22 protein-coding genes and 1 pseudogene are annotated in these 22,543 nt (G+C 41.1%); 10 read left to right on the top strand and 13 right to left on the bottom strand.

Translation table 11 applies throughout. The features are described 5' to 3' along the window. Positions 1-5 precede the first annotated feature (5 nt). The 4 genes from PSI06_RS05285 to PSI06_RS05270 all read right to left on the bottom strand — a co-directional run bounded on the left by PSI06_RS05285 (position 6) and on the right by PSI06_RS05270 (position 4,819). Positions 6-1,175: an efflux RND transporter periplasmic adaptor subunit gene (locus tag PSI06_RS05285; RefSeq protein WP_273603098.1), complete on the bottom strand. Its 1,170-nt coding sequence runs from the start codon at positions 1,173-1,175 to the stop codon at positions 6-8. A gap of 286 nt (positions 1,176-1,461) precedes the next feature. After that, complete coding sequence (locus tag PSI06_RS05280; RefSeq protein ID WP_004588755.1) at positions 1,462-2,763, bottom strand: hemolysin family protein; 1,302 nt, start codon at positions 2,761-2,763, stop codon at positions 1,462-1,464. Positions 2,764-2,878: 115 nt separating this feature from the next. Continuing rightward, a complete protein-coding gene (locus PSI06_RS05275; protein WP_004588756.1) occupies positions 2,879-3,589 on the bottom strand; it encodes a substrate-binding periplasmic protein in 711 nt (236 codons plus the stop codon). A gap of 120 nt (positions 3,590-3,709) precedes the next feature. After that, on the bottom strand, positions 3,710-4,819 hold the full coding sequence (locus PSI06_RS05270) for an arginase family protein (RefSeq protein ID WP_004588757.1): 1,110 nt from the start codon (positions 4,817-4,819) through the stop codon (positions 3,710-3,712). A gap of 435 nt (positions 4,820-5,254) precedes the next feature. On the opposite strand from PSI06_RS05270, the gene udp reads away from it, so the two are divergent. Then, positions 5,255-6,010, top strand: coding sequence for a uridine phosphorylase (gene udp, locus PSI06_RS05265; RefSeq protein ID WP_004588758.1), 756 nt, complete (start codon positions 5,255-5,257; stop codon positions 6,008-6,010). Positions 6,011-6,091: 81 nt separating this feature from the next. On the opposite strand, the gene cdd is transcribed toward udp, so the two are convergent. Both cdd and ppc read right to left on the bottom strand, forming a co-directional pair. After that, the gene (gene cdd / locus PSI06_RS05260; protein ID WP_273603099.1) at positions 6,092-7,018 is read right to left on the bottom strand and encodes a cytidine deaminase; all 927 of its coding nucleotides are present in this window, start codon (positions 7,016-7,018) and stop codon (positions 6,092-6,094) included. Positions 7,019-7,125: 107 nt separating this feature from the next. Further along, on the bottom strand, positions 7,126-9,771 hold the full coding sequence (ppc, locus tag PSI06_RS05255; protein ID WP_004588760.1) for a phosphoenolpyruvate carboxylase: 2,646 nt from the start codon (positions 9,769-9,771) through the stop codon (positions 7,126-7,128). Positions 9,772-9,891: 120 nt separating this feature from the next. On the opposite strand from ppc, the gene PSI06_RS05250 reads away from it, so the two are divergent. From PSI06_RS05250 to PSI06_RS05225, 6 genes are all read left to right on the top strand, one after another. Beyond that, on the top strand, positions 9,892-10,290 hold the full coding sequence (locus tag PSI06_RS05250; RefSeq protein WP_024031936.1) for a thiol-disulfide oxidoreductase DCC family protein: 399 nt from the start codon (positions 9,892-9,894) through the stop codon (positions 10,288-10,290). After that, positions 10,287-11,009, top strand: coding sequence for an SDR family NAD(P)-dependent oxidoreductase (locus PSI06_RS05245; RefSeq protein WP_273603100.1), 723 nt, complete (start codon positions 10,287-10,289; stop codon positions 11,007-11,009). Before PSI06_RS05250 ends, PSI06_RS05245 begins: the two co-directional genes overlap by 4 nt. Positions 11,010-11,018: 9 nt before the next feature. Next, positions 11,019-11,630, top strand: coding sequence for a flavin reductase family protein (locus tag PSI06_RS05240; RefSeq protein ID WP_273603101.1), 612 nt, complete (start codon positions 11,019-11,021; stop codon positions 11,628-11,630). Positions 11,631-11,788: 158 nt separating this feature from the next. Further along, positions 11,789-13,009 (top strand): M24 family metallopeptidase, encoded by a 1,221-nt coding sequence (locus tag PSI06_RS05235; RefSeq protein ID WP_273603102.1) that lies wholly within the window; start codon positions 11,789-11,791, stop codon positions 13,007-13,009. 110 nt (positions 13,010-13,119) lie between these two features. Next, the gene (locus PSI06_RS05230; RefSeq protein WP_273603103.1) at positions 13,120-13,779 is read left to right on the top strand and encodes a DsbA family oxidoreductase; all 660 of its coding nucleotides are present in this window, start codon (positions 13,120-13,122) and stop codon (positions 13,777-13,779) included. A gap of 333 nt (positions 13,780-14,112) precedes the next feature. Further along, a complete protein-coding gene (locus tag PSI06_RS05225; RefSeq protein ID WP_273603104.1) occupies positions 14,113-14,844 on the top strand; it encodes a MauE/DoxX family redox-associated membrane protein in 732 nt (243 codons plus the stop codon). A 61-nt stretch (positions 14,845-14,905) separates the two neighbouring features. On the opposite strand, the gene PSI06_RS05220 is transcribed toward PSI06_RS05225, so the two are convergent. From PSI06_RS05220 to PSI06_RS05195, 5 genes and pseudogenes are all read right to left on the bottom strand, one after another. Continuing rightward, positions 14,906-15,184, bottom strand: a complete 279-nt coding sequence (locus PSI06_RS05220) for a peptidylprolyl isomerase (RefSeq protein WP_004588770.1) — start codon at positions 15,182-15,184, stop codon at positions 14,906-14,908. Between the two features lie 87 nt (positions 15,185-15,271). Then, positions 15,272-15,598: pseudogene (locus PSI06_RS05215) on the bottom strand (thiol-disulfide oxidoreductase DCC family protein); the annotation flags it as partial. Positions 15,599-15,979: 381 nt separating this feature from the next. Continuing rightward, positions 15,980-16,507, bottom strand: a complete 528-nt coding sequence (locus PSI06_RS05205; RefSeq protein WP_273603105.1) for a response regulator transcription factor — start codon at positions 16,505-16,507, stop codon at positions 15,980-15,982. Then, the gene (locus PSI06_RS05200; RefSeq protein WP_273603106.1) at positions 16,504-17,751 is read right to left on the bottom strand and encodes an ATP-binding protein; all 1,248 of its coding nucleotides are present in this window, start codon (positions 17,749-17,751) and stop codon (positions 16,504-16,506) included. Before PSI06_RS05200 ends, PSI06_RS05205 begins: the two co-directional genes overlap by 4 nt. Positions 17,752-17,789: 38 nt before the next feature. Then, positions 17,790-18,194 (bottom strand): nuclear transport factor 2 family protein, encoded by a 405-nt coding sequence (locus PSI06_RS05195; RefSeq protein ID WP_004588774.1) that lies wholly within the window; start codon positions 18,192-18,194, stop codon positions 17,790-17,792. Between the two features lie 368 nt (positions 18,195-18,562). Between PSI06_RS05195 and PSI06_RS05190 the strand changes: the two genes are divergently transcribed. Together PSI06_RS05190 and gloA2 are read left to right on the top strand one after the other, a co-directional pair. Next, positions 18,563-19,642: a ketoacyl-ACP synthase III gene (locus tag PSI06_RS05190; protein ID WP_273603107.1), complete on the top strand. Its 1,080-nt coding sequence runs from the start codon at positions 18,563-18,565 to the stop codon at positions 19,640-19,642. 96 nt (positions 19,643-19,738) lie between these two features. Continuing rightward, entirely contained in the window at positions 19,739-20,125 is a 387-nt protein-coding gene (gene gloA2 / locus PSI06_RS05185) for an SMU1112c/YaeR family gloxylase I-like metalloprotein (protein ID WP_004588776.1), read from the top strand. A 17-nt stretch (positions 20,126-20,142) separates the two neighbouring features. On the opposite strand, the gene PSI06_RS05180 is transcribed toward gloA2, so the two are convergent. Both PSI06_RS05180 and PSI06_RS05175 read right to left on the bottom strand, forming a co-directional pair. Continuing rightward, on the bottom strand, positions 20,143-21,504 hold the full coding sequence (locus PSI06_RS05180; RefSeq protein WP_273603108.1) for a leucyl aminopeptidase family protein: 1,362 nt from the start codon (positions 21,502-21,504) through the stop codon (positions 20,143-20,145). Between the two features lie 82 nt (positions 21,505-21,586). Beyond that, complete coding sequence (locus tag PSI06_RS05175; RefSeq protein WP_273603109.1) at positions 21,587-22,009, bottom strand: hypothetical protein; 423 nt, start codon at positions 22,007-22,009, stop codon at positions 21,587-21,589. A gap of 103 nt (positions 22,010-22,112) precedes the next feature. Here PSI06_RS05175 and PSI06_RS05170 point away from each other — a divergent pair, with 103 nt between their 5' ends. After that, positions 22,113-22,280: an oxidoreductase-like domain-containing protein gene (locus tag PSI06_RS05170; protein WP_126009090.1), complete on the top strand. Its 168-nt coding sequence runs from the start codon at positions 22,113-22,115 to the stop codon at positions 22,278-22,280. The last annotated feature ends 263 nt before the right edge of the window (positions 22,281-22,543 follow it).

Below are 22,543 nucleotides of genomic sequence, written 5' to 3'. Positions count from 1 at the left end.
CTCCGTTATTGCGCTTGATCGGCTTTAGCAGACGATTGAATTTCAGATGGGTTCACAGGTGCACCAGGGCGGATTTTTTGTAAACCTTCAATAATCACTTTATCGCCATCGCTTAGCCCGTCGGTTACTAACCAGTTTGAACCAATCGTTCTGTCTACTTTTAAAACGCGGCTTTCAACGGTGTTTTCTTTGCTAACAACCATGGCTGTTGGCTCGCCTTTTGTATTACGGCTAACCCCACGTTGCGGCACTAAAATAGCGTCTTGTTTTACGCCCTCAACCACTGAGGCACGTGCATACATACCCGGTAATAATAACTTATCAGGATTTGGGAATTTAGCGCGTAAGGTAACCGACCCTGTGCTTGGGTCTACTGTCACTTCAGAGAACTGTAACGTGCCTTTAAGTGGATAAGTTGAGCCATCTTCCATTTGCAGTTCAACATCTGTTTGCGATTGTGAATCAACGCTCAATGAACCTGAAGAAATAGCTTTTTTAAGTTGAGTTAGCTCGTTGCTTGATTGGGTTAAATCAACATAAATAGGGTCAAGCTGGGTCACTGTTGCCAGTGCTGTTGTTTGATTAGCGCTAACAAGCGCACCAACAGTAACGCTCGATTTACTAATTTGGCCACTGATTGGAGAAGATACATGGCTGTAGTCTAGGTTAATTTGCGCCGATTTAAGCTGTGCTTTTGCCGTTAATAGCTCTGCTTGTGCTTGCTTTTGCGCTGCATCTGCTTCGTCAAAGTCTTGCTGACTTACGGCTTTAATTTTTAAAAGCTCGCTATAACGCGACGCTTTTGATTTAGTGCTGGCAATACTTGCCTCTGCGCGCGCTACGCTTGCTTCACTTGCTGCTAAGTCTGCTTCAAATGTAGCAGGGTCTATTTGATACAGTGCTTGGCCTTGTTTAACCTCATTACCTTCAACAAATAAACGAGATTGTACAATACCACTTACTTGTGGACGAATTTCAGCAATTTGAAATGCACTAATGCGACCAGGAAGTTCTTTTTTGAGAGTAAGCGCTTGGCTTTTTACTGTAATTACACCCACTGGGACAGCTTTAGGAGCTGAAGCTTGTGACTGCTCAGCAGCCTGATCACAACCAGTTAAAGCAACAGAACCGACGAGGGCTGACAATACAAATAAAGCGATGCGGGAACGCTGCATGTTAAATACCTTTTAGTTTAGAGTGAACGATCATTCTAAATTAAAATGCGCTGATAATGAATCTTAATAAGGAGAAATTTACACAAACTTACACTATTGAGTACAATATACGCCTTAGGTAGCATTTAATGTTAATTTGATGAAAATAGAATCAAAGCTGTTTGAAAATAAAGCAATTAAACAGATTGAAATAACCACTCCTTTTAAGCATAAAACTTTTAAATAGGCACAAAAAAGCCAAGCTAAAAACAACTTGGCTAGTTATATAAACGACTATCTTACTTTTTTAAAGGGGGGTGTCGTTCTGTGGATTAATAACTCTTGAAACTAACAACTGCTCTACCCTAATGCCCTCTACATCAACAACTTCAAACTTAAAGCCTGAAAAAGTTAAATGCTCTGCACGTTTAGGGATTCGCTTCATACTGTAAATTAAAAATCCAGCGACAGTTTCATAGTGCATCTGATCTGGAAATTCTTCTATATCAAGTACCTTTGCTAAATCGGTAATTGGAGTTAACCCATCTACAAGCCATGAATTTTTATCGCGCTCTATGATTAATTCGTCGCCTTGGTGAGTAATTAAATCCCCCATAAACCCTTTCATTAAGTCTTTAACGGTAACAATACCCACCGAAAGTGCATATTCGTTTACTACAACAGCAAACGGCTTTGCTGCACTTTTAAACGCGTTTAAAGCTTCAGATAAACTTAATGTTTCGGGTAAGTAAAAAACATCTGTTTCAATCAGCTCTTGCTTAATATTAGCTGGCTCACCCTTTAGTACTTGTCGTAGTATATCTTTTGACTCAACAGAGCCGCGTAATTTATCTAAATTACCCGAGACCACTAAAAAATGATTATGGGGGTTTTCAATAATTTTGGTGGCTATATCGTGGCTGCTTTCATTTAAGTCAAAATAAACTATTTGGTCGCGTGGGGTCATTACACTTGATAAAAAGCGTGCTTCTAGTTCAAACACATTGCCAATTAGCTCATACTCTTGTTGTTGTAAGCTGCCGTATTCTGCGCCCGCGTCCATCATCGCCACAATGTCTTCGGTGGTAACAATGTCTTCTCGCTCTGCGGGTACTTTAAATAAACGCAGTACAAAATTAGTTAAACCATTAAAAAACATCACTAATGGCGTAAGTGCAAAAGTAACCCATCGCATTAATGTTACCACACGCACAGCCACCGCTTCGGGCATGATCATCGCTAAACGCTTTGGCATTAAATCAGCAAATAATATAAACAGCGAGGTAATGGTAAAAAACGAAAATAAAAAACTAATTTTTTCAAGGTGTACACCTTGATAAAAAAGCACCAAGATACTTTGTACATAAGGCGATAGCGCTTGTTCGCCCACTATTCCGCCTAAAATAGCAATCGCGTTTAGGGCAATTTGGATCATCGCAAAAAACGCCCCAGGGTTTTCTTGCAGTTTTAATACCGCGGCCGCGTTATCACTGCCTTCATCGGCCATTACCCGCAGTTTAATTTTACGCGACGCTGCAATAGCAATTTCCGACATGGCAAACAACGCACTGATCAAGATCAATAAGCTAATCCCGATTAAATCACCCATTTAACGCTCCAAAAAGTTAGCGCTTTTTCAATAAAAAGCAGCTGATTATAGACGCTTTTTTAAACGCGGCAATTTATATTTATGCTTTTACAGGCTAAATTAATAAGCCATTGAATTAGCGTTGTTTATTTTTCTTTTTTGCTTCATCGAATGCCAGCGAAAGTCTATCTTGTAGGCTTTGCGGCATGTTTTTATTACAGGCAAAGTAAAGGGGGGAGTGTTGTGTATTGAGCGTAAATATAGGCTCTAATAATTTAAGCTTTGGCTCAAACTGTGCGCGGTAGTTAAATTGTTTTTTACTTAAAATAACAAAGTCGAGAATATCGTGCCGTGTGCTTATTAATTTATCTATTTTGTCTAAGTTATCAATTATCAATAAGTTTTTAGCCTCACTAAAGCCACGCTCTAGCAAATAATGGTGGCTAAAATTATCCCTAAGCACCGCTGTTTTATATTTTTTAGCGTCGTTAAGCGTTTTTAAGCGAATGTTACGTGATTTAAGGGCATAAATAGCAGAGTCAAAACTTTCAAGCTCAGCCACCCAGCTAAACTTATCTTCTCGCTTAGGTAACCTTACAATAGAAAATATACAGGTATTCGTATCTCTTAATACTGCGTTATAAGACACAGCCCAACTATGCGCTAACATAGTGTATTTAATATCTGTATTGGCGAGCGCGTTTCTCACTTTATCTACAGAGCGCCCTGCAAGTTGGTTGTTTTCGTCAATGTATTGAAAGTCGGGGAATACTTCGGTCACTATTGTAATTTCAGCTGCATTGAGCCTTATGCATGCAAAACACAACAAAAATAAGTACAGCTTCATCTAGCTTCGCCTCAAAACTAAAACAGATATACACCAACTATAGCCGAGGGTAACCGAACCGCTAGTTTTTAACCTAGCCCTATACGCTGATAGGACTAGATTTTTTTAAAGACTAACCTGCTATCTATTCATTGCACTAATTAAGAACGCTGAAATTTTAGCGCCTTCACGTAATGTTGTTTCTGAACTTGCTTGGCCTACTAATGAGCTGTCGGTAAATGGCGCTATTTCCATCATGTCGGCGCCAGTAATTGGAAACTCATCGGCAATAGCTTGTAAAATATCCAGTGCATGTTGCGGGGTTAAGCCGTTATCTTCTGGTGTGCCCGTGGCTGAGGCAAATTCGGCATCGAGTGCATCTATGTCAAAGCTTACGTACACTTCATCTACTTTATCGGCTTTAAGCTGCGCAATGGTTTCATCAGCAACCGCTTTTGCACCACGCTCTATTATTTCATTAGCCCAATGTTGTTTTACTCCAAAGGTGCTTTCCCAGTGCGATTTAGGTTTACCGCTTGAGCGAATACCAAACTGGATTAAATGATGCGGTGCAGGTAAAAACTCTAATATATGCGTACACCACGAGCCAAAGCATAAATCTATCCCTAAGCGCTCTACTAATAAATCGGTATGCGCATCAAAATGAATAATAGCGGTACGTTTGCCTTGCTCACGCTTAGCTTTTAAATACGCTTTAGTTAGCGGGTAGCTAATTGAGTGATCGCCCCCAATCCCAAATATGCCTTTATCTTTAAATGTGGCGTAAAAGCTGTCACACACATCTTCGGTAATAGAAAGTGGGCTTACGTAGTAATCATCGTTTTTATCGCCGTATAGGGCTTTTTGGCAGTTTGAAATTGTGGCGTCGTTTAAGTATTTATCATGCAATAAATGCGGGATAACGCGTACATCACCTAAATCAAAAGAGCGGCACTGGGTTTGCTGATCAATCAAGGCTGAGCGTAAAAATAATGGCCCCCAGTTTGCGCCACGTAAAATACCGCCGCCACAATCTGAGCTAATACCTAACATAACCGCTTTGTGAGGAGATTCGGGTAATTGTGTTAAAGAATCGCGCCACAAAACATCAACATTTTCGCTTTGCCCATACAATTTATTACGTAATGCCGCTTTACGCTCTTTCGCGGTATTAACTGTAAATACACCATCGCCAGGTGCACATAAACAGTGCTCTACTTTACGTTTAAATGCGTCAAATTGTGTGCTCATAATAAATCCTATACTTGTGTGTTTTATTCATGTGGTTTTGATTAGTTATGCAAAAACTAAAATTATCGACCTATTTGCAAATATCGCGTAATGCGCTCACTTATTGCTCAAGCATTATTTACGCGCTTATATAAAAGCCGTTAAAATAAAGTCAAAATAAAACCGTAACTATTTGTTATTAAATAACTAAAAATGCTTTAAACCACGTATTGATAAATTTAAATTATCACCATAATCAATACATATAGACTCTCAATAAACAAGTCAACCACCCACCTTTTAACGAACTTTAAGCCTTTGATTTAATATTCAATGTGAATGAATAAAGCCATCATTTATAAGTATTTTTCAACATCGGACATACGTCCTGTACTTAGTTTACATTTGCCGTAATGATGCTAGATTGACAACAAATTTTTATAAAAAGGCTTAGTTATGGAAAAGGTATTTCACTTAGGATTATGTATTGACGATTTAAAAGGGGCTGAGCTTGCTATTGTCCCTGGTGACCCAGATCGTGCTGCACGCATTTCTCAATTCCTAGACAACCCAACCTGCCTTGCTCAAACACGTGAGTTTCATGTTTATTTAGGCCAGTTAAATGGTCACTCTGTGGTGATTTGTTCAACCGGTATTGGCGGCCCTTCAACCTCTATTGCTGTAGAAGAGCTGGCACAGCTTGGCGTACGTACTTTCTTACGCATTGGTACTACTGGGGCAATTCAGCCACATATTAATGAAGGTGATATTTTAGTAAGCCAAGCGTCTGTGCGTTTAGATGGCGCAAGCCAACACTTTGCACCACTTAGCTACCCTGCGGTATCTGACTTTTTTGCAACTCAAGCTATGGTGCAAGCGTGTAAAAACCTAGATATCGACTTCCACATTGGTATTACTGCCTCAAGCGATACATTCTACCCAGGGCAAGAGCGTTACGATACGCATTCGGGTTATGTACCTAAGTCATTACAAGGTAGCTGTGAAGAATGGCAAAACCTAGGCGTGATGAACTATGAAATGGAGTCTGCTACCTTATTTACCATGTGTGCAGCGCTAGGCCTTAAAGCGGCGTGTGTTGCCGGTGTATTGGTTAACCGTACTCGCCAAGAAATTCCAAACGTTGATCACGGTGAAATTGAGAAAAAATCAGTGGCTGTGGTATTAGAAGCTGCAAAAGTACTATTAGGCTAATGCCTTTTTAGCGCTTTAATAAAACGCATAAAGCACAGCAATTGCTGTGCTTTATTGTTTTTAGCTTAATCTAAATTCTGGTTACCTTAGCTCTGCGCTTATCACTTCTATTTCTGGCAAATTGCTAAAGCTTGCAAGTACCGCACGTGCTACTCCCCCTTGGTTTTCATGACCTTGGGTTTCTAACAGTGTAATTGCTTTAATCGTTTTATCGTTAAAGCTTAGACCCGCTAAAAACAATTGACTAAGCGCACTTTGTAGTGGCGAAAGGCTTGGGCTGTAAGCCGCGTTTTCTGCGTAACTGCCGTAAAAGTCACCATTATCAAAGGTGCTTATTTTAACTGCGCTAAAGTTGTTACTGTAAGGTACGTAGGCCATTAGCGCCATGGCTGCTAGTTTTTCATCGAGAGCTGTATCTGCAAATGTGTATTGCTGCTGTTTTGGGTTAAACAGGCTAAAATCGTTGCCTAAATCAGTGGGGCCAAATGAATGCGGTAATAAATCAGCTAATTTAAAGTGCTGATCTGGTAGTAAAATATCAAACTCTTTTGCATCAGCCAGTTCGTTCATAAACTGCCTGCAATAACCACATGGGGCATCGCTAATTGCTATTTTTAGTATTTTTTTTGCGCCATTTAACCACGCATTGTTAATCGCCGACTGCTCTGCATGCACGACTAAACTAAGCGCTTGGTGATCAAACTCTACATTAGCACCAAAATAAAAATTTATATCACCTTGCTCATCAAGTGCTTTAACAATAGCTCCCACATGAAAATGAGAAACAGGAGCCACCGAAAATTCAGACGCTAAAGGCACTAAACCTTGTAATAACGCGTCATCAGATACATTAAGTTGCGCGCATAATTGGCTAATATCGTTAGGATGTAAAATACCGCGCTGGGCTTTTAATTGGCTGCGTAATGCTTGAGTTTGCGTAACGCATAATGAGATATGTGAATTTGTGAGTGCTGTGTCTTGTTGCACAGTAAAAGTTGCTGATGCCATAACATATTATAATTATTTAATGGCTAAGTAGTTTAAAAGGTTAGGCGCCTAAATGCCAGCAAAAAAAGGGAGCACACTGTGCTCCCCTGTTTTTTAGTTAAAGTAGACTAACCAGTATTGCGCATACCTGCAGCAATACCTGTCATAGTGATCATTAATGCATTATCAATATCACCTTCACTTACTTTATCGCTTGAGCGCGAACGGCGCAGCAGCTCAACTTGCAGTACATTAAGCGGATCGGTGTACGGATTACGCAGCGCAATCGACTCTTTTATCCATGGTTGATCTGCCAATAAGCTATTTTGAGGGCTAAGCGATTGCACTAAGCTAATTGCTTCTTCTAGCTCTTTACGTAACGAGGTACCCAGTGGTTTGTACATATCTTCCACCAGCGCGTTATCGTAATGCTCACTTAACCAGCTATCGGCTTTACTAAATACCATTTCTAGCATTTCAAGACGTGCTCTGAAAAATGGCCATTGCAGGCTCATTTCGTGCAGTGTTTCTATGCCGTATTTATCGAGTGCCGCTTTTAAGCCTGTTAATGCACCAAGCCATGCAGGTAACATTAAACGGTTTTGGCTCCATGCAAAAATCCATGGAATAGCACGTAAGCTCTCAACCCCACCATTTGGGTTACGTTTCGCAGGACGCGAGCCCAATGGTAATTTAGACAGCTCTAGCTCAGGCGTTGCCATTCTAAAGTAAGGAACAAAGTTTTCATCATGGCGAACCACATTACGGTAGTGATCGCACGACTGCTCGCTTATCAACTTCATCACTTCACGCCATTCTTGCTTAGGCTCTGGCGGTGGTAATAAGTTACTTTGCAGTACAGCACCCGCGTAAATATTTAAACTTTGCAGTGCTACATCGGGTAAACCAAACTTAAAGCGGATCATTTCGCCTTGCTCAGTTACACGCAAGCCACCTTTTAATGAACCAGGCGGTTGTGAATGCAGTGCTTGTGCAGCAGGCGCCCCACCGCGCCCTACCGTACCACCACGACCATGGAATAAAACAAGTTCAATGCCGCGCTCATCGGCAAGCTGCACTAGTTTATCCATTGCTTCGTACTGTGCCCAGCCTGCGGCCATCATGCCGGCATCTTTAGCTGAATCAGAATAACCAATCATGACATTTTGGGTATTTTTAATATGCCCGCGGTACCATACGTTATCAAGCAACGTGGTAATTACATCGCTACCGGCGTTTAAATCGTCAAGCGTTTCAAACAAAGGCGCTACTGGTAAATCAAACTGACAGCCACTTTCTTTTAAAAGCAGTTGTACAGCTAAAATGTCAGAGGCGGTACGCGCCATTGAAATAATATACAAGCCAAATGTTTTTTCATCTTGCTTAGCTATTACATCAAAGGTGTCGAGTACTTCTTGCACCTCTGGACTTGGTTGCCAGTTTTTAGGAATAAGCGGACGGCGTGAGTTAAGCTCGGTAAGCAAAAATGCTTGCTTATCTTGCTCTTGCCATTGGTTGTAATCACCTAAGCCTAGGTGGCGTGTAAGCTCAGAAAACACATCGCTGTGGCGGTCTGAATCTTGGCGCACATCAAGTTTTGCCAAACGCAGGCCAAAGCTATTTATACGGTGCAGTAAATCAAGTAATAAACCATCGGCGACAACTTTCATGTTGCACTTTAATAAAGAGCGATAGCACACCTCTACTGGGTGCTTGATTTGATTTATATCAGTGATTAAGTCTTCTGAATCGCTGCGCTTATTCTTAATTTTTGCACCTAAATGCACCACTGTTTCAGAGACTTGGTTTTTAAGCTTTTTAAGTACAGCGCGATAAGGTTCAAAGTCTTGTCCTGCCAGCTCAATTAGCTCATCGCTTGCATCTGACATGCTCAGCTCTGCGCTTAGCGTGTCAATATCACGGCTGTATAAATCAAGTGCCATCCAACGACCATGGTCAAGTACTTGCTGTGTTACCTGTGCGGTTACAAATGGGTTACCGTCACGGTCTCCGCCCATCCAAGAGGTAAACTCAATGGGGCTGTAATCAATCGGAAGCTCTAAACTTAAATGCTCTTTAACTTGATCTGAAAACTCACGTAAAAAGCGTGGCACAGCATGCCATAAGCTGTTTTCAATAACAGCGTATCCCCATTTAGCTTCATCAACTGGGCTTGGGCGAGAACGACGAATATCATCGGTGTGCCATGCTTGGCTGATAAGCTGAGCGATACGGTTTAAAATAGCTTCACGCTCTTGTGGTAAATTGTCTTTGCGCTCAAGCGAGGCTAAACAATCACTTAATTCTACGTGCTTATTAATAATGGTACGGCGCGTCACCTCGGTTGGGTGAGCGGTTAATACTAAGTTTATGTGGAGTTTTGAGAGTGTTTCGGCCAGATGATTACTATCTAATTGGCCTTCTTTTGCTTTTGCAGTTAACGTTTTTAATGTTTGAGTGAGAGGATTTAGTTGGCAAAAACCAACATCATTAAAACGCGAAACAGTGTGGAACTGCTCTGCTACATTAGCTAAATTTAAAAAATGATTAAATGAACGGGCAACCGGTAAAAGCTCTTCATCACTAAGCGCATGTAGTACCTCAATTAGCGCTTGTCTGTCGTCTTCGTTACCACTGCGAGATGACTTTGATAAAGCACGAATTTCCTCTACTTTATCTAAAATCGCTTGGCCTTGGGCATCTTTAATAGTTTGTCCTAGTAGCTGCCCAAGTAAATTAACATTACCTCGCAAGGCGGCATATTGTTCACTCATTTCTCAGTCTCCTTTGTTTCATGGAATGCTATTAATATCATCATGAGCGCAGATTTAATAGATCCATTTGCAATGGTGAATCGTAATTAGCTATATGTAAATTATTAGAAAACGGCTTTTATGATCATTTTTTACGACGCCAGCTGCCCGCTTTGCAATACCGAAATGCAGCACCTTAAAGATGCTGATACTAAACATAAAATTGTTTTAGAAGACCTTAATAGCCACGATTTTAGCGCACGTTATCCAAGTGTTAATAAAAACAAGGCCATGGCTATATTGCATGCACAGTTACCAACTGGCGAGATGATTTACGGCTTAGATGTTACCTATCAAGCGTGGAAAACAGTAGGAAAATACCGCTGGTTGAAAATTTTTCGCTTGCCAATAATTCGCTACTTCGCTGATGCCGCCTATATGTTTTTTGCAAAACACAGACAAAAAATAAGCCGTTTGCTCATGCCAAACGCCTCCTGTTTAAACGGCCAATGCACTGTTAATACAAAGGACAAACAATGAAAACAATTGTTTTATTTGGTGCCAGTAGCGCAATAGCACAAGCTTATATTGAGCACCTACAAATAAATGCACCCACAGTGCAAGTTATATGTGTCAGCTCAAAAAAGACAAAAACAAATAGTAATGTTGTTTACCTAAAGAGCGATTACACAGCGCAAAGCTTAGCCAAGGTTACAACTTACTTAAAAGAGCAAAATGCCGAGATTCAACAAGTCGTTATGTTTAATGGCACTTTACACAACAAAACCCACATGCCAGAAAAAAAGCTAGAAGAGCTAAACGCAGACTATTTTAACGAATTATTTAATTCCAACACACTCACTCCCTTACTGTGCTTACAAAGCATTTTGCCGCTGTTAACACATAAAACGCAGTGCACTATAACGGCGCTCAGTGCGCGTGTGGGCAGTATTAACGATAATAAATTAGGCGGATGGTATACATACCGCGCATCTAAAGCGGCCTTAAACATGCTATTTAAAACCGCAGCGGTAGAACTGGCGCGCCGAGCTAAAAATACTAAACTGGTGTTATTTCATCCGGGCACTACCGATACTGCGCTTTCAAAACCATTTCAAAAAAACGTACCTGCGGATAAGCTTTTTAGCGCTGAATTTGTAGCTAAACAGCTTTTTACACTTACGTTTAATAACCCTCATTTAAAACTTAACGGTGAGCCCGCCTATTTAGATTGGCAAGGCGAAGCCATACCCTGGTAAGGACCTTTAATGCATTTTACTAAAGAGCGCATAAACGCACTTGAAAAACACACTCGTACTCATTTAATTAATTCACTTTCGGGTTTTAAAAGCGCCAACTTAATTGGCACGCAAGATAAGCAAGGCAATAAAAATGTAGCTATTGTTAGCTCGGTTATTCATTTAGGGGCTCACCCGCCATTAGTTGGTATGATAATGCGCCCTAATAGCGTGCCTCGCCATACGTTTGAAAACATCATAGAAACCGGCTGTTACACCATTAACCAAGTTAATAAGGCCATATATAAGCAAGCTCATCAAACATCAGCCCGCTACGATAAAGACGAGTCAGAGTTTGACGCAACAGGTTTAACGCCAGAGTACCTAAATGAATTTACAGCCCCTTTTGTGCAAGAGTCGCGATTAAAATACTCTGTAAAATACGTTGAGCACCAACACTTAGCCGTTAATGGCACAGAGCTGGTTATAGGTGAAATTACAGATGTGTATTTAGATGAAGCTGCGCTGCAAAGTGATGGCTTTTTAGATTTACAAGCCATTGAAACAGTGGCTGTAACAGGGCTTGATAGCTACCACACTAGCAATAAATTATCGCGTTTACCTTACGCTAAAAAACCTTAGCATGCATGTTGTCGCATAATATTGAATTATGCTTTTACATTAAACACAATGCCTAACACCAAACTGCTTATTGGGGCTTTTTAACATTTTAGTGAAATTTAATTTGTTCAATTGCTCAAGTATTTATGCAGCTTGGTATTGAAACCAAGGAGACTTTTATGGCCACACTAGGCGTTGGTACACACACAAGCGAGCAAGCATTAGCGGGATTAAGCAACATGACCGCCGATGTAACCCCTATTCAAGCAGATGAATATTTACAGCGCATTGCAAAAGCACAAGCTTATATGCAAGCAAATAATATTGATGCAATTTATTTAAATGCAGGTACAAACCTCACTTACTTCACAGGTATGAAATGGTATGCAAGTGAGCGCATGGTTGGCGCCATTTTACCCGCTATAGGCGATGTACAATACATAGCCCCTTATTTTGAAATTGGCACCCTAAACGGCTTTAAAGTGATTGAAGGCCCCATTCATGGCTGGCAAGAACACGAAAGTCCATATGCGTTATTTGTAAGTGTACTCAAGCAGCTCAACATTAATGACAATGCCACAATAGGCATTGATGAAAGTGCACAGTTTTTTATATTCGACGGTATAAACAAAGCGCAAAAAGGCCTAAATATAGTTAATGCACAGAGCGTTACTGCACATTGCCGCATGCATAAATCGGCAAACGAATTAGCGCTCATGCAATGCGCAATGGATATGACTTTAGCTGTACATCAAGCAACTGCAAGCATGCTTTACGAAGGTATTACCACCACAGAGGTAGAAGCCTTCATTAAAAAAGCGCATCAAAAAGTAGGTGCCCCCGGTAACTATTTTTGTATTGTTTTATTTGGTGTGGCGACCTCATTTCCACATGGCGTTAAAGATGCGCAAGTGCTTAAAAAAGGCGATATGGTATTAATAGATACCGGTTGCAAAGTGCATGATTACCTTTCAGATATAACCCGCACCTATGTATTTGGTGAGCCAACAGTGCGCCAGCGCATGTTTTGGGATCATGAAAAAGCAGCGCAACTCGCCGCCTTTAGTGCTGCAAAAATTGGCGCTACGTGTGAAGCAGTTGATGCCGGCGCTCGTCACTATTTAGCGGCTCAAGGATTGGGGCCACAGTACCAAACACCGGGCTGCCCGCATCGTACGGGCCATGGTATTGGCTTAGACATTCACGAATGGCCTTATTTAGTCGGTGGAGACAAAACCCCACTTGCACCTGGCATGTGTTTTAGTAACGAGCCAATGCTAGTTATACCTGATGAATTTGGTGTACGTTTAGAAGATCACTTTTATATGACCGACAACGGCCCACATTGGTTTACACAACCAAGTTACAGTATTGACGACCCGTTTGGGCTTAACGCTTAAACCCTTTATAAAGAGCAGCAATTAGCTGCTCTTTTTAGTTTGAGGATTGATAATGCATACTTCATCCCAATATCCTCTGTTATACCAAAGCAATCCGCAAAAGGATGAATATGAAAAACTTTAAAATTGATATCGTGTCAGACGTAATGTGCCCATGGTGCGTAATAGGTTATAAAAACCTAGAAACAGCGCTTGGCCAACTTAAAGACGAGATGAGTGCAGATATTACATGGCATCCTTTTGAGCTAAACCCTGACATGCCGCTTGAAGGTCAAAATTTAAACGAGCACCTAATGCAAAAGTACAACCTGACTGAAGAGCAAGGCGATGAAAATCGTAAAAACATGTTCGAAGCAGGCCAGCGTGCCGGGTTTACCTTTAATTTTAATAGTGAGCGCATCATGATCAACAGCTTTGATTTACACCGCCTACTTACTTGGGCGCGTGAAGAAGATAAGCAAACCGAATTAAAGCTTGCCATGTTTGAAGCACACTTCACCGATTTAAAGTACTTAAATCAAGAAGAGGCACTGCTTGATGTAGTCGCAAGTGTTGGCCTTGATAAAGAACAGGCGCGTAGTATTTTACACTCAGATAAATACGTTCAAACAGTACACCAAGAGCAAGACCGCTTTAAGCAAATGGGTATTACTTCAGTCCCTACATTTATTATCAACGATAAATATGCAATTAGTGGCGGACAACCAAGCGACTCATTTATTCAAGCACTAAAACAAATTAGTGAAGAAGAAGCCAAACAAGACGCTTAGCAAGTAAGCTGCTGTTTAACATATATAAGGCTGCGCAATGCAGTCTTATATGATTTTAAAGGTGCAGCGTGACTTTACTGCCTACGTGAACCTATTTTTCTATAAGCTTTTAACAAAAACCTCTGCTACTCAAACTTTACCTTCTGCGCTTTTATAAAAGTGCTGGCACTATACGTGCATTGCCTATTTTGTGTTCTTAATGAGTGTGCTGCGCGCTATTTTATTTCAAATGCCACGTAAATATTACAAGGTGCTATTAACTTCTTTCATACCGCCATTCACTCACTATTACTTAAGGGCTAACGAGTAACTAAATACGCATAAGGAGCAAGCATGGCTAAGTCAGCAACATTATACAGAATGGTAACTAATGAGCATATTTGCCCATTTGGACTCAAATCAAAAGATTTACTTAAGCGAAAAGGCTATAAGGTAGATGATAAGCCGCTGACTTCGCGCGAAGAAACCGATGCATTTCAACAAAAGCACAATGTTGATACCACACCACAAACATTTATCGATAACGAACGCATTGGCGGGTATGACGACCTGCGAGCTTACTTTAATAAATCGGAGCTTGGTCAACAGGGCACTACTTACACTCCCGTAACGGCTATTTTTGCTGTTACCTTATTGCTTGCCTTTGCATTTAGCTACTCGACTGGCTTTGCACTTTTTTCTATGCATACAGTTATGCTGTTTGTCGCGCTAACAATGGGCGTACTGGCTATTCAAAAATTACGCGACTTATACAGCTTTAGTAATTCTTTTATAACCTATGATTTATTTGCGATGAAAGTAGTGAGATATGCTTATGTGTATCCATTTTTAGAAGCATTTGTAAGTATTGGCATGATTGCAGGGCTTTCAGCTTATATTGTTGCACCAATTTCTTTATTTATTGGGGGTGTTGGCGCCGTGTCGGTGATTAAGGCTGTTTACATAGACAAACGCGAGCTTAAATGTGCCTGTGTTGGCGGAGATAGTAATGTACCGCTGGGATTTGTCTCTCTGACCGAAAACCTGTTTATGATTGCTGCGGGTATCTGGATGTTTGTTAAATAAAAAAACTGAATACTAAAAAGGCTGCAGTGTGCAGCCTTTTTAGTATTTTTCAGCGAGCTTATTAAGTACGATAAAGCACTTTAATTACATGCCAGCCAAATTTAGTTTTAACTAAATGTGGCTCTAAAATTGCGCCATTAAAGGCTATTTTGTCAAACTGCGGAACCATTTGCCCGCGTCTAAATTCGCCAAGGTCACCGCCTTTTTTACCTGATGGGCACGACGAGTATTTTTTAGCTAAGGTTTGAAATTTGGCACCTTTACCTAATTGCTTAATAATGTCTTCTGCTATTTCTTTGTGTTTAACCAATATGTGGAGTGCGTGCGCTGTACTTGCCATTTCAAAGCCCTGATAATTTAAAACGCGGCGATTTTAGCACAGCCACCTAAACCTAGCATCTACTTATAGCTAAGTTAACTTAGCCAATTATAAATAATGTTTTGCGTCCTCTGGGTTGGGTATTCTGCAATACTGATATTTGCCAAATAAGGTATACCGGTTTAAAGCAATTTTATCGTATAGCCAATTATTAAAGGTGCTGGGTAAAACACTAAATACAGTGGCTAGTTTATAGGGGTAACCTAGCTGCTTTACCACTTCAAAAAAAGCATGACTTTGCGTGTACGCTTTGCCGTTTTGTAGGTAAACCATTGAGGCGTATTGTGTGGTTGAAAAACCAAAATGAGTTAATAGCAGTGCACCTTTTGGGGATTGCACGCTGCATAGTTTAAAAATGACATTGGCATCGTTACTAGGGCCTGTTGACCTTTCAGGATTAAAATTTGTTCAATCTAGGGGCCATTTAATCGCGGCGCGAGGTTTGTAACCTAGTGGGCTAAGTAAAAACCGAGCAACAAAGAGTAAATGCCCCCTAGGCAGAACCCCTTCGGGCAGCGCCTGTTTGGCATTTATGCTACGTTATCGCCTATTTATGGGGAACAACCACACTACATAGGCTCTGTCTTGCCTAATTACCAAACAGACTGCTGCAAATTTAACCTCGAAAGATAAACAGGCCCTAATTATAAAATTACACCACGCACTACATAATTTGCACTGTGCATCGAATAATATAATTTTTTGATTACGCATTAATGTAGCCGCATCATCACTCATTTTATACCCCTTAAGCGGTTACTGCTGAACCGGCTTTTTTTGTAACTTACGCTGCAATGTGCGCCTATGCATATTGAGTTGCCGCGCAGTGGCCGACACATTACCGTTATTACTATGTAGCACTTGCTGAATATGCTCCCACTCTAAACGCTCTGGTGACATAACTGGTGTGGCAATATCACTAACATTTTGTGTATTTAAATCTGCGTTTAGGGCCTTTAATAACGTGGCCATATCAACGGGTTTTGTAAGGTAGTCGTTAGCGCCTAAACGCATGGCCTCTACTGCGGTGGCTATGCTTGCAAAGCCTGTTAGTAATACAATATACGCCTGCGGTAATAAGCTGCGAAGTGGCTTAATTAAGGCAAGGCCGTTATCGTCACCTAGTTTCATATCGAGCAAAATAAAATCTGGTAAGTGTTTATGTGCACTGAGTAATGCATCACTTTGGTTATGCGCAACTTCACAACTAAAGCCTTGTTTTGTTAAACGCCGAGCTAGTGTACTGGCTAGGTTTATATCGTCTTCAATTATAAGTAATTTCATGTAAGTGGTTGCTCATTATTTGCTATGGCTAATTTTACTTTAGCCACTGCCCCGCCACCAGCATGATTATACAAAGTTAACGAGCCGTTTAGTCGCTCAAACGTTACATTAGAAAGTAAAACCGCAAGCCCCATACCTTGGCTGCTAGGCATAAGTTGCCCGCCAAGCTCTGTTAATTGTGATTGGCTAAAACCGCTACCAAAATCACGAATTAGCAAATATATACATTCACTGTGTTGATTATCTTGCTGCCAGCTTAGCTCTAACTGGGTTTGGTTATTTTTTTGATTAGCAATGCATGCATTTTGTAGCAAATTAAGTATGGCGGGCAATAGCATTGCATCACTTTTTAAGGTGGCTGCTATTGGCTCACTTAACCAATTAATGTGCTGATCAGGGTGTTGCAGTAATAATGTATCGATGATCTGCGTTTGTAGCTGGTTTACTGTAATGTGCTCGGTGGTATTTTTATTACGAAGCTGAGCAGAGAGCTTTCTAAAGTCATTTAATTGCCTAGCACATTGCTTGAGCGGTGTTTGCATTTGCACCACTACAGGGTTATTTGGCTGATCTTCTAAAAGCTCTTCAAATAGTAATTGTAAGTTAGCGATAGGACTGGCTAGTTGATGGGTTATTTGCGCAGCTGCGCCATCTAGGGTTACCAGTTGCTCGTTGCGCAATTGCTGCTCGCGAGCTTTAGCTATTGTGCGCTCTCGCTCCTTTAATGCTCTACTCATAGCGCCAATAACCAAAGCGATAACGCTTGCACTTAAAACAAAGTTAACCCACATGCCTATAAAATGCCCGCTCATATTCATTTGATGCATACTGTGATCGGGCATCCTAATGAGTAAAAAGCTATAAGCGGCAATTGCCAGTACGGCGATATAAGCGAGTCCTTTTTCACGAAGGGTGACCGCTGCAATCATGATAGGTAGCAATAATAGCGATACAAACGCATTGGTTGCGCCGCCACTTAATGAGAGCAAAATAGTTAAAAACAGGACATCCGCAGTGAGCTGCATTAACATCCCTATAGGGCGCGCTTGGCTAACATTTCGATAGGCGAATACGCTTACTAATTGAAATATCGCCTCTATGGCTATTACCACTAATAAAGGGAGTAACGCTATTTGGTGTTCTAATAAAAAATACACGCTTAGTACAGCAATTAACTGCACAGCAATAGCACCACTTCGCAGCATTAAAAGGCGGCTAATGGTCGGGTCGGTTTGAATAAACAAGGTGCGATGTACCTATAAAATTTAATACGTTAAAAAAGTTAATCTTCATCCATTGATATAGTAAACAGCGCGCACGGGGTCCCTTGATGAAACACCATTTTCCATTGTTCATTACTTTTACGCCAAAGCGACATACGTAAGGAGTAATTAAACTCACTTCGGGCTGAGCGCCTATAAGCCGCTTGGTAACTAATTTGCGCGACATCATCGCTAAGCATTCGCCCTTTAAAGTGCTGATTATAAAACTGCGGAACAACCTCGGTAGGTAAACGTGTTAGTACGTGCTGCTTATCAAATACGGTGCCATTAGCTGCAATTTCAATAAATTCATCATCAAGTAAGGCATTTAATGCATGGCTTGATTGACGAACATCGGGGTCGAGCAACTGTCGTTCGGCCTCAATCAAGTGATTAAACAACGACACTTTTATTTTATTGCTCATGGGCTTCCTTATTATGTATGCAATTGCCACGTGGTTGTGTGTTTATACGTTAAACGGGCAGTAATTAATAATATCGGCTTACTTTAATTCACTCAAGCTCACAGCTTGAACGCAGTGCCATAAACGCAAGCCACTTACGTTTAAGTAAAGCCGCAAAATCATGCACTATTCAATTATATGCTGTTTAACACATCGCTACGTATAGTTTTAATACTTGCTTACTCTTTAAACAAGCTTTACGTTAAATTGCCCACAATTACTATTATTTACGAGACAAAACAGGTTAATAACTTCTCTTAAAGGGCAATTTTTGATATAACTCACCCATTAGCAATACACGTCAGACCACCTTTTTAAGAGAACACACTATGGCCTACGCACATATTACTGGTTGGGGTAAATGTATTCCACCAGCAAGCATTAGCAACGATGAAATTAGCGAAATAGTTGATACCAACGATGAGTGGATCACCACACGTACTGGTATTAAATCTCGTAGGGTTAGCCATGTTAGCACTGCAGAACTTGCAACCGTTGCCGCAAAGCACGCCATCGATTGTGCAGGGATTGACGCAAAAGATATCGATTTAGTTATTTTAGCGACTTGTACCCCTTCTACTGTGGTGGCCAATACCGCCTCTTTAATACAAAAAAACATTGGTGCGACCGGCGCTGCAGCTATGGATACCAATGCTGCGTGTTCTGGTTTTTTATATGCTCTTCAGGCAGCTACCGCTCAAATTCAGGCGGGTATGATTAAAAAGGCCGTGGTTATTGCTGCAGAGCGCATGACCTGGTATGTAAACTGGGCACGCCGTGACAGCGCTGTATTATTTGGTGATGGCGCAGGCGCAGTAGTACTCGAAGCCGCAGACACACCCGCAGGCCTGCTAGGTACTAAAACCGGTTGCGACAGCGAAGACAGAGACATTTTGCATATCACCAACTTTGGTAGTGATTTAAATAAATATGAGCCAATTGGCCCATCGGACTTACTGTTTGAAGGCCGTGAAATTTTCAAACGTGCCGTTAAAGGTATGAGCGAAGCGTGTGATGATGTATTAACGCAAGCCAACCTAAGCCTCGATGACATAAACGTATTAGTGCCACACCAAGCTAATTTACGTATTATTCAAGCAATTCAGCATCGTTTAAAAGTGCCGGATGAAAAAGTAATGGTAAACATTGCTGACTACGGTAATACCTCAGCCGCAACGATTGCTATTGCGTTATGTGAAGCCGTAGAGCAAGGCTTAATTAAGCCACATTCAAATATTATGTCGGCAGCGTTTGGCGCAGGTTTAACGTGGGCAGCAAGCTATATAAAATGGGGCGAGCGTGTAACGCCGATTAAAGTAAGTGATGCAACTTTGCCACCGTGTGAGCTAACCGGCCTTGAGCTTGTAGCCCCCGCAGTTAAAGCCTGCAAAGACGCTGAGCCTAACTAAACGTTTTTAAAGCACATAAAAATTAAACGCACTTTTTAGTGCGTTTTTGTTTTTAGTAGAACAAACTCATGGAGCGAACTACATGGAACTAACTATATGGAACTATTAGGCATTCATCATGCTGCTATTATTTGCAGTGACTACGCCCGCTCTAAGCACTTTTATAGTAACGTACTTAAACTTAAAGTTATTAACGAGCATTTTAGGGCCGCGCGTAATTCGTATAAATTAGATTTAGCGATGCCTGATGGCAGCCAAATAGAGTTATTTTCGTTTGATGGAGCACCTGCAAGACCAAGCTACCCAGAAGCGCAAGGCTTAAGGCATTTAGCATTTAAAGTTAAAAACGTTGCCCAAGCAAAGCAGTATTTAGAGTCACAAAATATAACGGTGGAAGAGATAAGAGTGGATGAAATAACCGGCAAAAAATTCACCTTTTTTGCCGATCCAGATAACTTACCGCTTGAGTTATACGAGGTATAGCCCTCGTATAACAAGGTTTATTTAAAGCGGCTTTGCAAGTAATTAAATACCGCACGAATACCTAACGCTTCGCCACCGGTTGGGCGCCCAGGTAAAGCACGTAAATTCCACGCCATTACATCAAAATGTACCCAGGGTGTGGTTGGCTCTACAAACTCTTTTAAATAAAGCGCCGCGGTAATTGCACCACCAAATGGTGTGCTGGCACAGTTTGCCATATCGGCTACATCGCTCTTTAAAAAGCTTTTGTACTGATCAAACAAAGGCAATTGCCATACAGGGTCGCTTACATCCATACCGGCATCAATAATACCATTTGCTACATCGCGCTCTGTTGAGAAAAAGCCCGGTAGCTCAGTGCCTAAAGCAACACGACAAGCACCGGTAAGGGTCGCAAAGTCAATAATTAGCTCAGGGTTATCGTTTTGTGCCTCGCTAAGCGCATCACACAATACTAAACGCCCTTCAGCATCGGTATTGTCAATTTCTACCATAATGCCTTTACGCGTTTTAATAACATCACCTGGGCGAAATGCATTTCGCGATACCGCGTTTTCAACCGCAGGCACTAAAACACGCAGTCTAATTGGTAAATTAGCCGCCATAATTAGCTGTGCTAAAGCAATAACGTGCGCTGCCCCGCCCATGTCTTTTTTCATGTTACGCATGCCCGAGCTTGGTTTTAAATCAAGCCCGCCAGAGTCAAAACATACCCCTTTACCGACTAAGGTAATAAGTGGTGCGTTTTCATCGCCCCATTTTAAATCAAGTAAACGCGGTTTGTTTTCGCTCGCGCGCCCGACCATGTGTATTGTTGGGTAATTTTGCTCAAGTAGCTCATCGCCAATCCACTGGGTAAATTCGCCGTTGTAATTATTGGCTAAATCTTCCATTACTTGCGATAAATGCTGCGGCATCATATCCACCGCAGGTGTGTTTACTAAATCACGCGCTAAATAAATGGCATCGGCTTGTTGCTTAATACGCTGATACAGCGCTTCATCGGCAATGGCTAATTGTGCTTTGGCCGTTGGTTTTTCTTTATATTCACTAAATTCATAGCCGCCTAACACAAAACCAAGCGCGACTTGCTCTATAAAGGCATCTTCGCCTTGAATTTGATACGTGCCCAGCGGTAATTTATTGGCAAGCTCGCCTGCGGCCCAAAAATCATCTTGGCATTGTAATAAACAATAAACGTGGCTTAGCTCACCGGTTTGCGCGTCAGGCACAAGCGCTAAACCTTGCTTTTCAAAGCCGCTATTTGTTAACCATGTTTGGATAAAAGCCGGTTGTAGTGATTGCCAGTCAGTTAACTCGTTTTTAAGAATAAAAGATAAAGGAATACCAGAAGAAGTATGACGAAGTAATGCACTCATTGAAAAGCTCATATAATAAAAAATGGTAGCTCAAAGCATACCAATAAGACCGGCTAAAAGGTATAGCTAATTTTAGCCAGATTTATTCTTTATTTGGCGCTTTAGTGTGTTGTTTTAAATCCTCTTTAACTATTTCGGCGTCTAGCTCTTTAACTGGTTTATTAATGTTAAACGAGCTAGGCAACACATCTACACCTACCATTCTGCCTAGCTTTACAACCAATGGAATAGTAATAGGGGCAAACGGCAGTACGGCAAATACTCCTAAGCCAAGCCCTTTTAAAATATCTACAAACTGCTCATTAGCACGCTTTAACTCTTCTTTGCTGGTTTGCCCTTGCGTGTAATGCCTATAAATGGTGAGCATTTCTATGGTTTCTTGCCTTTCTTGCACAAGAGCAATTTTTAGCGCCACCATTGCACGACGAAAGCGAAGCTGTTGGCGCTTTTTACTAATTTTAACTACCCGCCAAGGCGCACGGTGAATAACTTTATATAATCGCATACCCTTTATTTTCACACATAAAGGGTTTTACACAAGAATAATTTACTTAATACGCCCTATACTTTACTCTTTTGCACCATAACAGTGCTCACAAGCTCATTTTATGCAAAGCAAACAAATAATAGTACTCCCCAAACCCCAAAAACCACAGCCTGATGAATGCTGCGGCGGAGGTAGCTGTAGCCCTTGCGTGTGGGACGAATACAGACAAAAATATCGCGACTGGCAAGCGCAAAACACACCACCCGCCTCACCAAAAGAAACAAGTTGATAACATCCACCCACCCACTTCGCGCATTAAATCTTCGTAAAAGCGTTAAAATCGCACTTTATTAGTTCAAATTAGTTACATACTGCACCATTGTTGCAAATATATTTTACTTTGAACTTTTTGTTACTAAAGAGTTAATTATTAATTGCCCTGAAAGTTTTTTATGTATAGGCTGTACACAGGACTTCACATGAGGTGGGCTTTTAGCTTTAAGAAGTCGAGTAGGTTGACTCTTTATCCTCATGTGAACACGTCCAAAATTA

This window comes from Pseudoalteromonas sp. GABNS16E (genome assembly GCF_028598715.1).
GTDB lineage: Bacteria > Pseudomonadota > Gammaproteobacteria > Enterobacterales > Alteromonadaceae > Pseudoalteromonas > Pseudoalteromonas atlantica.
This window is presented reverse-complemented; position numbering and strand designations above follow the sequence as displayed.